At 69.3% G+C, this 14,303-nt stretch carries 10 protein-coding genes and 2 pseudogenes; 5 read left to right on the forward strand and 7 right to left on the reverse strand.

The window, feature by feature from the left end; genetic code table 11:
- Positions 1–157 precede the first annotated feature (157 nt).
- From AB0I23_RS05460 to AB0I23_RS05480, 4 genes and pseudogenes are all read left to right on the forward strand, one after another.
- Complete coding sequence (locus tag AB0I23_RS05460) at positions 158–1,984, forward strand: glycoside hydrolase family 3 protein (RefSeq protein WP_359107072.1); 1,827 nt, start codon at positions 158–160, stop codon at positions 1,982–1,984.
- 514 nt (positions 1,985–2,498) lie between these two features.
- Positions 2,499–2,746: pseudogene (locus AB0I23_RS05470) on the forward strand (transposase family protein); the annotation flags it as partial.
- A 2-nt stretch (positions 2,747–2,748) separates the two neighbouring features.
- Positions 2,749–3,177 (forward strand): hypothetical protein, encoded by a 429-nt coding sequence (locus AB0I23_RS05475; protein ID WP_359107074.1) that lies wholly within the window; start codon positions 2,749–2,751, stop codon positions 3,175–3,177.
- A 557-nt stretch (positions 3,178–3,734) separates the two neighbouring features.
- Positions 3,735–4,127 (forward strand): hypothetical protein, encoded by a 393-nt coding sequence (locus tag AB0I23_RS05480; RefSeq protein WP_359107076.1) that lies wholly within the window; start codon positions 3,735–3,737, stop codon positions 4,125–4,127.
- A 530-nt stretch (positions 4,128–4,657) separates the two neighbouring features.
- On the opposite strand, the pseudogene AB0I23_RS05485 reads toward AB0I23_RS05480, so the two are convergent.
- Both AB0I23_RS05485 and AB0I23_RS05490 read right to left on the reverse strand, forming a co-directional pair.
- Positions 4,658–4,900, reverse strand: a pseudogene (locus AB0I23_RS05485) (aminopeptidase); the annotation flags it as partial.
- 35 nt (positions 4,901–4,935) lie between these two features.
- Positions 4,936–5,391 (reverse strand): hypothetical protein, encoded by a 456-nt coding sequence (locus AB0I23_RS05490; RefSeq protein WP_436846875.1) that lies wholly within the window; start codon positions 5,389–5,391, stop codon positions 4,936–4,938.
- A 147-nt stretch (positions 5,392–5,538) separates the two neighbouring features.
- On the opposite strand from AB0I23_RS05490, the gene AB0I23_RS05495 reads away from it, so the two are divergent.
- Positions 5,539–6,033 carry a hypothetical protein gene (locus tag AB0I23_RS05495; protein ID WP_359107078.1) on the forward strand — a complete coding sequence of 165 codons (495 nt, stop codon included), beginning with the start codon at positions 5,539–5,541 and terminating at the stop codon, positions 6,031–6,033.
- A gap of 60 nt (positions 6,034–6,093) precedes the next feature.
- Here AB0I23_RS05495 and AB0I23_RS05500 read toward each other — a convergent pair whose 3' ends face one another.
- From AB0I23_RS05500 to speB, 5 genes are all read right to left on the reverse strand, one after another.
- Positions 6,094–9,882 carry an ABC transporter ATP-binding protein gene (locus tag AB0I23_RS05500; RefSeq protein WP_359107080.1) on the reverse strand — a complete coding sequence of 1,263 codons (3,789 nt, stop codon included), beginning with the start codon at positions 9,880–9,882 and terminating at the stop codon, positions 6,094–6,096.
- 155 nt (positions 9,883–10,037) lie between these two features.
- A complete protein-coding gene (locus AB0I23_RS05505; protein ID WP_436846883.1) occupies positions 10,038–10,937 on the reverse strand; it encodes a serine hydrolase in 900 nt (299 codons plus the stop codon).
- Positions 10,938–11,145: 208 nt separating this feature from the next.
- Positions 11,146–11,472, reverse strand: a complete 327-nt coding sequence (locus AB0I23_RS05510) for a hypothetical protein (protein WP_359107084.1) — start codon at positions 11,470–11,472, stop codon at positions 11,146–11,148.
- Positions 11,473–11,499: 27 nt separating this feature from the next.
- The gene (locus AB0I23_RS05515) at positions 11,500–13,185 is read right to left on the reverse strand and encodes a thiamine pyrophosphate-binding protein (RefSeq protein WP_359107086.1); all 1,686 of its coding nucleotides are present in this window, start codon (positions 13,183–13,185) and stop codon (positions 11,500–11,502) included.
- A complete protein-coding gene (gene speB, locus AB0I23_RS05520) occupies positions 13,182–14,159 on the reverse strand; it encodes an agmatinase (RefSeq protein WP_359107088.1) in 978 nt (325 codons plus the stop codon). Before speB ends, AB0I23_RS05515 begins: the two co-directional genes overlap by 4 nt.
- Between the last annotated feature and the right edge of the window lie 144 nt (positions 14,160–14,303).

Genomic DNA, 14,303 nt, shown 5'->3' on the forward strand with positions numbered 1-14,303 from the left:
CGCCCCGATCGCCGAACGAGCCGAGCCGGATCGCACGTCGCCGAGACGATTATCGGACCACCCCCTTGACTGGAAGTTACTTTCTAGATATTCGTGCCCCTTGGAAGTTACTTTCACCGCCCCCCTCTCTCCCCTGAGCACGGCCGAAGGAGCTCACGTGCACCACCGCACCTCCAGACGCACTCTCCTCACCGCCACCGCCGTGACCGCCGCAGCGGTTGCGACCGGCGCGGTCTCCGCCCCCGGGGCATTCGCTGCCTCCGCAGCCTCCGCCTCCACCACCGAGCGCCTCAAGCAGCTCATCTCCCGGATGAGCCTGGAGGAGAAGGTCGGCCAGCTCTTCGTGATGCGGGTGTACGGGCACTCCGCCACCGAACCCGACCAGGCCGACATCAACGCGAACATGGCCGAGATCGGGGTCCGTTCCGCCGCCGAGATGATCGCCAAGTACCACGTCGGCGGCATCATCTACTTCGCCTGGGCGCACAACACCCGCGACCCGCACCAGATCGCCGACCTCTCCAACGGCATCCAGCGCGCCGGTCTCTCAGGTCCCACGCCCCTGCCGCTCCTGATCTCCACCGACCAGGAGCACGGCATCGTCTGCCGCGTCGGCGAGCCCGCCACGCTGATGCCGGGTGCGATGGCGCTCGGTGCGGGCGGTTCGCGTTCCGACGCGCGCCGGGCCGGGCAGATCGCGGGCGCCGAGCTCGCCGCGATCGGCATCAACCAGAACTACGCCCCGGACTCCGACGTCAACGTCAACCCGGCCAACCCGGTGATCGGCGTACGGTCCTTCGGCGCCGATCCGCAGGCCGTGGCCGGGATGGTCGCCGCGCAGGTGAAGGGCTATCAGAGCGCCGGAATCGCCTCGACGGCCAAGCACTTCCCTGGCCACGGCGACACCAACACCGACAGCCACTCCGGCCTGCCCTACATCCACCACTCCCGCGACCAGTGGGACGAGCTGGACGCGCCGCCGTTCCGCGCCGCGATCGCCGCGGGCATCGACGCGATCATGACCGCGCACATCGTCGTCCCCGCGCTCGACGCCGCCGAGGACCCGGCGACCCTGTCCCGGCCGATCCTCACCGGCATCCTGCGCGAGGAGCTCGGTTACGACGGTGTCGTGGTCACCGACTCGCTCGGCATGGAGGGGGTGCGCACGAAGTACGGCGACGACCGCGTGCCCGTCCTCGCCCTGCAGGCGGGTGTGGACCAGCTGCTGAACCCGCCGAGCCTCGACGTCTCCTGGAACGCCGTTCTGGCGGCCGTGAAGAGCGGCGAGATCAGCGAGGCCAGGATCGAGGAATCGATCCTGCGCATCCTTCGGCTGAAGGCGAAGCTGGGGCTGTTCGACGACCCGTTCGTCAGCCACGAGGGCGTGGACCGTACCGTCGGCACCCGGTCGCACCTCGCCGCCGCGGACCGGATCGCGGAGCACACCACCACACTGCTGGCCAACACCGGTGCGGTGCTGCCGCTCTCCCGCCGCTCCCACAAGAACCTCCTCGTGGTCGGCGCCGATCCCGCCTCCCCGTCGGGCACCACCGGACCGCCGACCACGACCCTCGCCGGCGCCTTCACCGAACTGGGGTACGCGGCGACCGCACTGTCCACCGGTACCGCGCCCACCCAGGCGAAGATCGCCGAGGCGGTGGCGGCCGCGCAGGGCAAGGACGCGGTGATCGTGGGGACGTACAACGTCTCGGCGACCAGCTCCCAGCGCACCCTGGTCAGCGCCCTCGTGGCGACCGGCGTCCCGGTGATCACGATCGCGATCCGGAACCCGTACGACATCGCCCGGCTGCCCGCCCACGCGGCGAGCCTGGCCGCGTACTCCTGGACGGATGTCGAACTGCGCGCCGCGGCCCGGGTGATCGCGGGCCGCGCCGAACCGGAGGGCCGACTGCCGGTGCCGGTGCAGCGGGCGGACGATCCGGCGCAGGTGCTGTACCCGGTCGGCTACGGCCTGACGTACTGACCTCGCCGTTTCGGTTGGGCGGGGCCGGTTGGTGCCCAGTAACACGAAAGTGCCTTCTGAGCTGGGACGATGAACCTTGTCGAGGGGTTCTGTCGTCTCAAGCGGAAGGCACTTTCTACGTGCAGGCCATCGTCTCGCGTCCCAAGCCTCACGTCACCGCTGACGGGTCGGGGGGTCCGCATGCCGGAGCGCGGTTGCTGGCGGATCTCGCCGATGCGACCGGGCTGACCGGTGCGTACGCCACCGCACTGCGGTCGTTGCGACCGCGCGGGACCGGGCACGGCAGGCAGCGCGTCGAGCGACGCGGTGGTGAACACGGACACGTCGACCGCCCCGGCGGCGACGTGCCGAACCGAACCTCGCGCCACTCGGTGGGCTTGATCCATCCCAGGGTCCGCATGTGGTCGACCAACTCGCCCAACATCGAAACGTTCAGCGGCCTGGTCGGGATCGAGCGGGGTGGCAGCGGCGACCGGGGCAGCCCAGGCCCGGCTTCTTCCCGCGGGTTCTCGCCTGCTGGGCCGACAAGGGCTACCAGGGCGCCGGCGGAACTGTCCGTGTTCCCTACCATGACCGGGGGAGATGCTCTTTGATGGCCCGTAGGCGGCCCACCGCTCCCACGCGAAGAGACGGGCCCTCGTCGAGCAATCCGTCGCCACTCTCAAGTCCTGGCGTCTGCTTCGCACGCTCCGATTCACAACCACCCGGATCACGAGTCTCGTTCAGGCCATTTTTAGTCCGTATCTCGCCAGCTCGGACTGAGGATGGAAAGCGTTCAATCGAGGCTTGGTGACTACATGTGCCTGCCGCTGCAATCGTCCACGCATGAGACCCCCGATCGCCGCCATCCCCTGGTTTTTCTCATGCCGCTGGCGGCATGCAAGTCCCCTGAAAACAGGGCAACTTCGACTCCTCGCCCGCATATTGCCGCCGACATCGACGGTGAATCCCATAGCGAAAGCGAACGCCTCCACCTCGACGGCGAGCGGTACTACTTCCGTAACGACATCCCGCAACGCAACAAAGAATCCTTTATCGCGCAAATGGGACGAGAAAAAGGGAACGCCGCATTCCATCGCCAGGAAGCTGCACGCGAGCACTTGCGCTCACTGAAAATCTTGATTGAAGTCGTGGCGCAAACGATCAAGCCATGCCATCCTGTGCCGACCATCCGGTCCACATACAGGAGTTAGCCTTGACAGCAAAGACAGCAAGACAGACAAAACGGAGACGGGGATTCCTGCACGGGCTGCTGGCATTGGTCGGCGCGCTGATGCTCACGCTTACCACCGCCACTAGCGCCAGCGCCCACTACGTCTATGAACACGATGAAGTGTGGGCGAATGCGGACAGTTCCCATTGTCTGTATACGCGGGCCGAGGTCTCCCACGGGAGTCGCGGAGGCTACGTACAGTCGAGAGGACTCGCTTCCGACGACTGGGGAGTCCCGCCAGTTTGCATTTGGGGCTGGGACCGCCCGGCCGGAAACCTCGCCACTAAGTGGTCCTACTACAAGAAAACCTCTTCGGGCTGGAGCCTGTGTCGCTCGATATCATGGAAATATAACACTAGTAAAACAAACGTCCTCAGGGCCTCGAAGGACTTCGGCGTTGCTCCGCCGTGCGGCGGTGGCTACTACGCCACGAAGGCTTGGTCGAAGGTTTACTACTCCGGTGCTTGGCACGGTGCATACAGCATCTGGTCTGGATCCCACTACATCGAGCCGTAAACGCAGCGAAGGAGCACGCCCATGAAGAGAGCCCGCATTGCCCTCGTCGCAGCAGTGGCATCAGCACTGTTCGCGACTGGAGCGCTGACCGCAACGGCATCTGACGTACCTCCTCCTCCGGCGGACCCCGAGTGGGTCACCACTAACGGAAGAGTTGACGAAAGCTTGATGCCCAGCGAGATGCCAGTTGTCGGATCTGACGGCGAAATTCTCACGGACACCGCCGGCGACCCGATCACGGTCGACCCTAGAAGCGGAGATCCCGAGTTCGAGCCCATCCCGCGCTGCGGGCGGTGCCCCGACACAGAAGAGCCGCCCGTCGACGCCGGGGACACCCACAGCGTGACAACCAACACCGAGGGGATCATCGAGGAGTCAGTGGACGTTACTGATGACTCCCCCCTAGTTCCCTGATACCAATCACGTAGCCTCCGCCGGGCCACGAAAGGTTCTGGCGGAGGAACGCGGGTATACCGGTCGCGCAGTGCGCCTCGTAGCCGCAGAAAAGACAGAGGCCGCGACATTCTTGGATATCGAATCCGTCCGAGGCCTGGCCGGTCGCTGCCAGGCAAGCCGAGCGGTACCGGAATCCCTTCCGTACCGCGGCTTCCCGCGATGCATATGACGTTGCAAGCCGCCTTGGGGCATTTCAGCGCTCACCATCGTCCTGACGAGTTGTCAGCAGGCTGTGATCGAAGGTCCACCAGTGGGCGGACGCCTCCTGGGTACGGCGTGATGTTCCCGGGACCCGCCAACCATCGTCGCGGACTGTGTCCCCAGCTCCCGCAGGAACAGGTCGGAGAGACCGCCTGGAACGGTTCGGGGGCCGACGCCCCGCAGTTCGAGGTGGTTTCGGCGGTCGGCCCGCGCGCATGGTCTCTGCAGACGGCTGATCTGTATGTACGGTGGGGCGGGAAAAGGCCGGTGGGCTGCGCGCGCCGCGTCTAAAAGGAGATCTGCTTCAGCGCGGTGAAGACGCGATGCTGGTCGCCGGCTGCCTGCCAGATGTCGAGCTTCGACCAGTCGGCGGGGGCGGGACGGGGTAAAGAGGCGGTACTCCAGCGAGACCTGGTTGCCGTCGATAATGCGGGTCGCTCGGAGCGGCTGAGGTTCGTGGAGACGTTGTACCCGCTGGTGCAGAAGACCGGCGGGCGCGACGTGTGCTTGTGCAGCAGGGTAATGCGCTGCTGAAACGCGCACTCCTGTCACATCGTCTGAAATATCAGCAGAGTATCCAGCCCGTGGCGCCGGATTTTCCGGCGACCGAACCCGCGACCCGGACACATCGGTGCAGCGCGTGGACGGTCACCCGGCCGGTCTGCTGGGTGAACCTGCCGCTGTCGGTGACGGGCCGGCCACCGCGCGCCTGGATCATGACGGACATCCTTCGGCGCGGTCCCGACTTCCTCGCGACCGCGATCGCACAGGCGTAGGAGCGGCTCCTGAAGATGCGCACCTCACCCGTCGAGAACGTCACCGTCTTCGCGAGCCGTCCGCCGCAGGCCGATGCGGCGTCGGCGCTGCCGGCCCCGGGACCGCCGAGCACCAGCCCGACGGCGCTCACCAGCGCGAGTACGAACGCCTGGACGAGCACCCTCCGTCCGGTGCCGCCGCCTCCGGCAGCTCCGGCGGTCTTCTCATTCCTGTTCCCCGGCAGTTCCCTCACCTCATCGAACACTCTCGCCCTCACCCGGCCCATGCGCGTACATGCGTACGACGCGAAGGGCCATCCGAAGGTTGCATGCGGCGCGCACCGCATCCTGCGCAACCGAACCGTCACAGCATGGCCCCATAGGACAGAGCCATACGAAAGGAAGGAACCGTCATGGTCCAACTCCGCAATGCGCCCACCCCGCGCGTCCGCCGCACCGCCGGCCGCACCCTTCTCGTGACCGCTCTCCTCGCCGCCGCCTTCGTGGTCCCGGCCGCCGCTGCCGCGCCGCAGGCCCCGGCGCACGCGGCGCAGGTGCGCAGCGCCCTCTCCACCCCCGCCCATCAGCAGGTCGCCCACTTCTACGGCGCCTATGTCGACGCGGTCACGGCCAAGGGCGGCGGCAAGCTCGCCACCGCCCTCCGGTCCTTCTATCTGACACCCGGTCTCCGCTCGCAGCTGCGCACCTGGGAGGCGCGCAACCACGCGGACGGGGTGCTCCGCGCCCAGAGCACACCGCTCGCCCTCAAGGTCACCGCGGGCGACAGCGGTGCCGGTCACACCTGGTCGAAGGTGCGGCTGACCTGGAGCGGCGGCAAGCACCCCACGTACACCTATCTGACCGTTCAGTCGGACCTGCAGACCGGCAGGATCTCCGGCATCCGCTGAGACCCGCGGTTCAGAGTGTCCGGCAGTAGGCGTCGCGGGGCTGCCTCCTGCCGGGCACTGTCAGACTCCCGCGGGCTCGTCCTCCCCGATGAAGGTGCGCCACAGCACGGCGTAGTGCCCTTCCCCGGCGAGGAGTTCGTCATGCGTGCCGTCCTCGACGACCCGGCCGTGGTCCATCACCACGACCCGGTCGGCGCGGGCGGCCGTGGTCAGCCGGTGGGCGACGACGAGGGTGGTGCGCCGGCCGGTCAGCCGGTCGGTCGCCTGGTTGACCAGGGCCTCGCTGGCGAGGTCCAGGGAGGCGGTCGCCTCGTCGAGCAGCAGGATGTCCGGGTCGACGAGTTCGGCGCGGGCGAGTGCGATCAGCTGGCGCTGGCCGGCCGAGAGGTTGCGGCCCCGCTCGGCGACCTCGTGCAGATAGCCGCCGTCCAGTGTGGCGATCATGTCGTGGGCGCCGACCGCCCGGGCCGCCGCCTCCACCTGTGCGTCGGTGGCGTCCGGCCGCCCGTACGCGATGGCGTCCCGGACCGTACCCTCGAAGAGGTACGCCTCCTGCGGTACGACTCCGAGCCGGTGCCGGTACGCGGTGAGGTCGAGGCGGCGCAGATCGGTGCCGTCCGCCGTGACCCGGCCGCCCGTCGGGTCGTAGAACCGGGCGACGAGTTTGACCAGGGTGGACTTCCCGGCGCCGGTCTCCCCGACGAAGGCGACGGTCTGCCCGGCCGGAATCCGCAGGTTGATGCCGGTGAGTGCCTCCTCCTCGTCGTCGCCGGAGCCGTACGCGAAGGTCACGTCCTCGAACGCGATCTCGCCGCGCAGCGAGAGCACGTCCAGCGGCTCCTCGGAGTCGGCAGTGGAGGTCGGCTCCCGGAGGAGTTCCTGGATGCGGCCGAGCGAGACCGTGGCCTGCTGGTAGCCGTCGAAGACCTGCGAGAGCTGCTGCACGGGCGCGAAGAACAGGTCGATGTAGAGGAGGTACGCGACGAGGGCGCCGGTGGTGAGGGTGCCGTTGTCGACGCGGCCCGCACCGACGATCAGCACGGCGGCGGCGGCCACCGACGACAGCAGTTGCACGAACGGGAAGTAGACCGAGATCAGCCACTGGCCGCGCACCCGGGCCTCGCGGTAGTGGTCGCTGCGGTCGGCGAACCGTTCCGCGCCGTCCTTCTCGCGGCGGAACGCCTGCACGATCCGGAGCCCGGACACGGACTCCTGGAGGTCGGCGTTGACGACGCCGATCCGCTCACGGGCCAGCTCGTACGCCTTGACGCTCTTGCGGCGGAAGAAGAACGTACCGATGACCAGCACCGGGAGCGTCGCGAAGACGACGAGCGCCAGCTCGACGTCGAGGACGAGCAGCGCGCCCATGATGCCGAAGAAGGTGACGACGGAGACGAAGGCCGTGACCAGACCGGTCTGCAGGAACGTGGACAGCGCGTCCACGTCCGTCGTCATCCGGGTCATGATGCGGCCGGTCAGCTCGCGCTCGTAGTAGTCGAGACCGAGCCGCTGGAGCTGCGCGAAGATCTTCAGCCGGAGTGAGTAGAGCACCCGCTCCCCGGTGCGGCCCGTCATCCGGGTCTCGCCGATCTGCGCCGCCCACTGCACCAGTACGACGAGCAGGGCGAGCGCGGAAGCCGCCCAGACCGCACCGAGTGCCATCTGCGTGACGCCCCGGTCGATGCCGTGCCGGATCAGTACGGGCAGGAGCAGGCTCATGCCCGCGTCGACGGCGACGAGCGCCAGGCTGACCGTCAGCGGAAGCCCGAAGCCGTGCAGCAGCCGTCGCAGCCCGTAGGACTCCTCGCGCCGGACGGCGCGCGCCTCGTCGATCTCGGGGGTGTCGGTGGCTGGGGGCAGCGCCTCGACCTGGGCGAGCAGCTCGGGCGTGGCGGGCATGCCGGCCGCGCCGGTGTCGCGGGGCTCCTCCTTGCGGACCCAGAGTCCGGGGCTGATGCCGCGCTCGGCGTCGAAATCGGCTTCCAGCTCCTCCTGGAGCGCCCGGTCGTCCTCGACGGTGGTGTCGGCCATGACCGGCTGGTGGCCCGGGGAGGTGCCGCCCAGCTCGTCCGGGTCGGTGAGCAGACGCCGGTAGAGGGCGGAGCGGCGCTCCAGCTCCTCGTGCGTGCCGATGTCGGCGAGCCGGCCCTTTTCGAGCACGGCGATGCGGTCGGCGAGGCCGAGGGTGGAGCGGCGGTGAGCGATGAGGAGCGTGGTCCGCCCCTCCATGACCTGGGCGAGGGCCTCGTGGATCTCGTGCTCGACGCGGGCGTCGACGGCGGAGGTGGCGTCGTCGAGGAGGAGAAGCCGGGGGTCGGTGAGGATGGCGCGGGCGAGCGCGACGCGCTGGCGCTGGCCGCCGGAGAGGGTGAGCCCGTGCTCGCCGACCTTGGTGTCGTAGCCGTTCGGCAGATCGGCGATGAACCCGTCCGCCTGGGCGGTGCGGGCGGCCTGCTCGATCTGTTCCTGGGTGGCGTCCGGGTGCCCGTACGCGATGTTGGCGCGGACCGTGTCGGAGAAGAGGAAGCTGTCCTCCGGTACGAGGCCGATGGCGGCCCGCAGCGAGTCCTGGGTGAGCTCCCGGACGTCGTGGCCGCCGACCAGGACGGCGCCGTGCGCCACGTCGTAGAAGCGGGGCAGGAGGAGGGAGACGGTGGACTTCCCGCTGCCGGACGCGCCGACGACGGCGACGGTCTCGCCGGGTTCGATGGTGAGCGAGAACCCGTCGAGGACCAGCCGCTCGGGGGCTCCGCTTCCAAGGTCTGTATCTCGAGCGGAGGCGGAGCGAAGCGGACCATACCCGAACCGCACGTCGTCGAACTCGACGCTCGCCGGGGCATCGGCGGGGAGCTCCACCGCGCCGTCCTTCATGGTCGGCTCGGTGTCGATCAGTTCGATGACGCGCTCCACACCGGCGCGGGCCTGCTGCCCGACGGTGAGGACCATGGCGAGCATCCGGACCGGTCCGACGAGCTGGGCCAGGTAGGTCGAGAACGCGACGAACGTACCGAGGGTGATCTCGCCGCGGGTGGCGAGCCACCCGCCGAGCCCCAGCATCGCGACCTGACCGAGTGCGGGGACGGCCTGGAGGGCGGGGGTGTACACGGAGTTCAGCCGGATCGTGCGCAGCCGCCCGGCGAACAGCTTCCGCCCGACCTCGCGCAGCTTCCCGGTCTCCTGCTCCTCCTGCCCGAACCCCTTGACGACCCGGACCCCGGAGACGGCCCCGTCGACGACTCCGGCGACGGCGGCGGCCTGCCCCTGGGCGTACCAGGTGGCGGGGAAGAGCCGGGAGCGGGAGCGGCGGGCGATGAACCAGAGCGCGGGGGCGACGGCGATCGCGACGAGGGTCAGCAGCGGCGAGAGCCACGCCATGATGACCAGGGAGATGAGGAAGAGCAGCACGTTCCCGATCGTCATCGGGAGCATGAACAGCAGGCCCTGGATCAGCTGCAGGTCGCTGGTGGCGCGCCCGACGACCTGCCCGGTGGACAGCTCGTCCTGTCGCTTCCCGTCGAGCCGTGTGAGGGTCCGGTACATGTCGGTGCGCAGATCGTGCTGTACGTCGAGGGCGAGCCGGCCGCCGTAGTAGCGGCGGATGTACGTCGATATGTACACCAGCACGGCGGTGGCGATCAGGAGGCCGGTCCAGAAGCCGAGGGAACGGGTGTGGTTCCCGACGACGTCGTCGATGATCACCTTGGTGATCAGCGGGACGACTGCCAGCACGGCCATACCGGCGAGCGACGAGCCGAGCGCCAGCAGCACATTGCGCCGGTAGCGCCATGCGTAACCGCCCAGTCGCCGCGCCCAGCCCTGCTGTGCCGCGTCCGTGTCCGCGTCCGTCACCGGTGCCTCCCGTTCGACCTGGTCTACCGGAAGGCACCAACGCGATCAGCTGCGGATTTCATCCCGCCGTCACAAAGACGGTCCCATCGGCGTAGGACCGGCCTACGTCGTCCGGCGGAGCGCACCCGGGGGGCGGGGGCGCGGCTCGGGGCGCCCTACGACCCGGGCGTGGCCGTCAGCATCGGCACGGCGGGGGCTTCCGGCACCGCCGGGACCGCCTCCTGCGGCGTGGCCGGCGGGGCGACGGTCGTCTTGGTCGCGGTGGCCGGATTCAGGTCCTTGTGGATGGCGCGGGCGACGGCCTGGATGGTGTTGATGCCGTCGTTCATCGTCTTGTTGTCGTGGGTGAGCACGGTGATGCCGTAGTCGTGCCCCTTCCCGGTGAACGCGCCGATGCTGTGCACCCGCCAGCCGTGCGTGGCACGCGGCAGCCAGCCGTTCTTGACCTGGACGATCACCCCGGACGGGGCTCCGGCGGGCGTTCCCCAGCGCTGCGAGGAGATGACCTTGCGCATCAGGCCGAGTTCGTACGCACGCGCGTTGTCGCTGAGTACGGAGTTCCTGGCGGTCAGCAGCGTCAGCAGTCGCAGCTCGTCCTGCGCGGTGATCCGGGTCAGCCCCCAGTAGCCACCGGAGCCGGGCACGGTGTGCGTCATGCCCGCAGCCTTCAGGAACGCCTTCACCTTGGTCACGCCGAGCTGCTTCCACAGGCTGGTGGTCGCGTTGTTGTCGGACTTGGTGATCATGGCGGTGGTGAGGTTGATCTCACGCTGCGTGAGATAGCGGTTGTGCTTCTTGTTGTCCCAGAGCAGCGTCGCGAGGACGGTCGCCTTCACGACGCTCGCGGAGTCGTACGTGCTGGTGGACCGCATCGTGCACGACGTCTTGGTGGTCCGGTCGTAGAGTGCGATCGCCGTGGTCGACCTGCGCCCCACGAGCGCCGCGGTGATGTCCTTCGACAGCTTGGCGGCGAGTCCCGCCTTGCCGGAGGTACAGCTCACGGTCGGCGTCGCGGCGGCGGCGGGCGTGGCCGCGAGGGTCACGGGCGCGAGCATGCCCGCGGCGAGTGCGACGGAGACCGCGGTGCGCGCGCGGCGGGATATACGAGGCTGGTCCGTCATGAGACGTGTCCCCCTGGGTGATCTGTGCGGTGCGCCCCCTGCACACCTGTCAGGGATGACTCATGACTGACCGAAAAGTTGTACGGGCCGCAGCCGGAACGGCCAAATTCCGACGCGGGGACACCGGCTGCGGGGCGCATGGTCAAGGAGTTTGCCGCCGATCACGCATCGGAGACCGCAGGAGCACCTCGACGAACATGATCCGGGCGTGCACCACGTCGAGCAGCAGCATGCCGTCCGCCGGGGAGAGCATGACGGTGCGGTGCCCCTCTCCGTACGGCTCCCCCCTCCGATGGGGCCCTGTGCTGAAGCTCTGGCAGAAGTCGTCCGTGCAGGGACATTCCGCAAAGAGGCGAAGGTCCCACGCGCAGATCGCCAGATGTCGCTCCTCTTCGTCTTCGAGAAGGGCGACCAACTCGTCCACGAGGCCGGGGAAGACCTCGCGGACGAGGGGAGGTTCCGAGTCCATGCCCCGGGACCCTAGCGGGACCGCGGCCTACAGATGTGTCGGCTCGAACATCTTCAGCAGTGCCGGAAGCACGACCACGGAAGGGCCGGGCTCCGCAAAGGACTTCGCCAGATCGTCGGCGAGCGTCTCCGGAGTCGTACGGACCGCCGGTACGCCGAACGACTCGGCGAGGGCGACGAAGTCCGGGCGGGACAGTTCCGTCGCCGTGGCCTCGCCGAACGCACCCGTCATGTACTCGCGCAGGATGCCGTAGCCGCCGTCGTCGACGATCAGCCAGGTGACCGGCAGGTCGTACTGGCGGGCGGTGGCCAGCTCCGCGATGGAGTACATCGCGCCACCGTCGCCGGAGACCGCCAGGACCGGCTTCGTACGGTCGGCCGCGGCTGCGCCGAGCGCTGCCGGGAAGCCGTAGCCGAGGCCGCCCGCGCCCTGCGCGGAGTGCATCGTGTTCGGGTGGCGGGCGTCGAAGGCGGACCAGGCCCAGTAGGCGAGGATCGTCATGTCCCAGAAGCTGGGGGACGTGTCGGGCAGTGCCTCGCGGACCGAGGCGATGAGCTGCTGCTCCAGCGTGAGGTCCTGACCGGCGATCCGTGTCCGCACGGCGTCGAGGACCGTACGCACCCGGGCCGCCGCCGCCTCGTCCTCGCGGCGGTCGACCGCTTCGAGGAGGTCGGCGAGGGCCTCGCGGGCGTCGGCGTGAATGCCGAGCGCGGGGTGGTTGGACTCCAGCTTCCCGGCGTCCGCCTCGATCTGGATGATCCGGCCGCGCGGGCTGAACGTGTGGTAGTTCGAGGAGAGTTCGCCGAGTCCGGAGCCGACGACCAGCAGGACGTCCGCCGCTTCGAGGAAGTCCGTCGTGTGGCGGTCCTCCAGCCAGGACTGGAGCGAGAGGGGGTGCTCCCAGGGGAACGCTCCCTTGCCGCCGAAGGTGGTGACGACCGGGGCGTCGATCTTCTCCGCGAGGGCGAGCAGCTTGCCGGACGCGTCGGAGCGTACGACTCCGCCGCCCGCGATGATCGCCGGGCGCTCGGCGTTCGACAGCAGATGCGCGGCCACGGCGGTCAGCTCGGGACGCGGGTGCAGGGGGCGCGGGGTGGCGTCCATCGCCGTGACGGCGGGCAGGGTGGTCTCAGCGAGGAGTACGTCCTGCGGGATCTCGATCCAGACCGGGCCGTGCGGGGCCGCCAGCGCGGACTCCCACGCGGCGGCGATCGCGGACGGGATCTGCGACGCCGTACGGACCGTGTGGACCGACTTCACGACGTCGCGGAACGACGCCTTCTGGTCCCGGAGTTCATGCAGGTAACCGTGGCGGCCGCCGCCCAGACCCGCGGTCGGGATCTGGCTGGAGACGGCCAGCACGGGGGCGGACGCTGCCGCCGCCTCCTGGAGCGCGGCGAGGGAGGTGAGCGCGCCCGGCCCGGTGGAGAGCAGCAGCGGCGCCACTTCGCCGGTGATCCGGCCGTACGCGTCGGCGGCGAAGCCCGCGTTGTTCTCGACGCGCAGCCCGACGTACGAGAGGGAGGAGCGGCGCAGCGCGTCGAACATGCCCAGCGCGTGCTGACCGGGCAGCCCGAAGACGGTGGTCGCGCCGAGGCCCTGGAGGGTCTCGACGACGAGGTCACCGCCGTTGCGTCCGGCGGTCGGACTGAGTGCGGCCGCGATCTGCTCCGGGGTGAGCTGCGGCCGCTCGTCGTGGTGGTCGTGGGTCACTTGCCCTGCGTCCCCTTCGCCGCCGCGATCTGACGGGACATGATCGTCGTCAGCTCGTACGCGGTGTGGGAGGCGGCGACGGAGGTGATCTCCGCGTGGTCGTACGCGGGGGCGACCTCGACCAGGTCGGCGGAGACCAGGTTGCAGGAGGACAGGCCGCGGACGATCTCGAGGAGTTCGCGGGAGGTGAGGCCGCCCGCCTCGGGGGTGCCGGTGCCGGGCGCGTGCGCCGGGTCCAGGACGTCGATGTCGATGGAGATGTACAGCGGGCGGTCGCCGATGCGCTGGCGCAGCTGGTCGGCGATCTCGTCGACGCCGCGGCGCATGACGTCGGCGGAGGTGACGATGCCGAAGCCCATCTTGGCGTCGTCGTCGAGGTCCTGCTTGCCGTACAGCGGGCCGCGGGTACCGACGTGGGAGAGCGCGGACGTGTCGAGGATGCCCTCCTCCACGGCCCGGCGGAAGGGGGTGCCGTGGGTGTACTCGGCGCCGAAGTAGGTGTCCCACGTGTCGAGGTGGGCGTCGAAGTGGAGCAGGGCGACCGGGCCGTGCTTCTTCGCGACGGAACGCAGCAGCGGGAGGGCGATGGTGTGGTCACCGCCGAGCGTCATCATGCGGGCACCGGTGGAGAGGAGGTCGTCGGCCGCGGACTCGATCGTCTCGACGGCCTCGTGGATGTCGAACGGGTTGGCGGCGATGTCACCGGCGTCGGCGACCTGCGCGAGGGCGAACGGCGAGGCGTCCTGCGCCGGGTTGTACGGGCGCAGCAGGCGCGACGCCTCACGGATCGCGTTGCCGCCGAAGCGGGCACCGGGGCGGTAGGAGACACCCGTGTCGAAGGGCACGCCGACGACGGCGACATCGGCGGTGCCGACCTCGTCGAGGCGGGGCAGCCGCGCGAACGTCGCGGGACCGGCGTACCGCGGGACGCGGGAGGAGTCGACGGGGCCGCGCGGCGTTTCGTTGCTGCTCATGTGGAGTGCCTTTCTTCGGGCGATGCGGGTGGTGCACGCTTCGTGGGCGTTCGTGCGGTATTCAGTGTGCGGGGTGCGGTGGAGTGCGAGTACGGGCCCCCACGGCAACGGTTTCCGTCCTCAATCGCCGGACGGGCTCGAATG

Origin of the sequence: Streptomyces atratus, assembly GCF_040655115.1 — a bacterium.
Classification (GTDB): Bacteria; Actinomycetota; Actinomycetes; order Streptomycetales; family Streptomycetaceae; genus Streptomyces; species Streptomyces atratus_D.

What these genes read in the sequence shown, in the direction of transcription:
- AB0I23_RS05475 (WP_359107074.1), top strand. Translation starts at nt 2,749, where the DNA reads ATGGAAAGCGTTCAATCGAGGCTTGGTGACTACATGTGCCTGCCGCTG.
- AB0I23_RS05480 (WP_359107076.1), top strand. Translation starts at nt 3,735, where the DNA reads ATGAAGAGAGCCCGCATTGCCCTCGTCGCAGCAGTGGCATCAGCACTG.
- AB0I23_RS05495 (WP_359107078.1), top strand. Translation starts at nt 5,539, where the DNA reads ATGGTCCAACTCCGCAATGCGCCCACCCCGCGCGTCCGCCGCACCGCC.
- AB0I23_RS05505 (WP_436846883.1), bottom strand. Translation starts at nt 10,937, where the DNA reads ATGCTCGCGCCCGTGACCCTCGCGGCCACGCCCGCCGCCGCCGCGACG.
- AB0I23_RS05510 (WP_359107084.1), bottom strand. Translation starts at nt 11,472, where the DNA reads ATGGACTCGGAACCTCCCCTCGTCCGCGAGGTCTTCCCCGGCCTCGTG.
- speB (WP_359107088.1), bottom strand. Translation starts at nt 14,159, where the DNA reads ATGAGCAGCAACGAAACGCCGCGCGGCCCCGTCGACTCCTCCCGCGTC.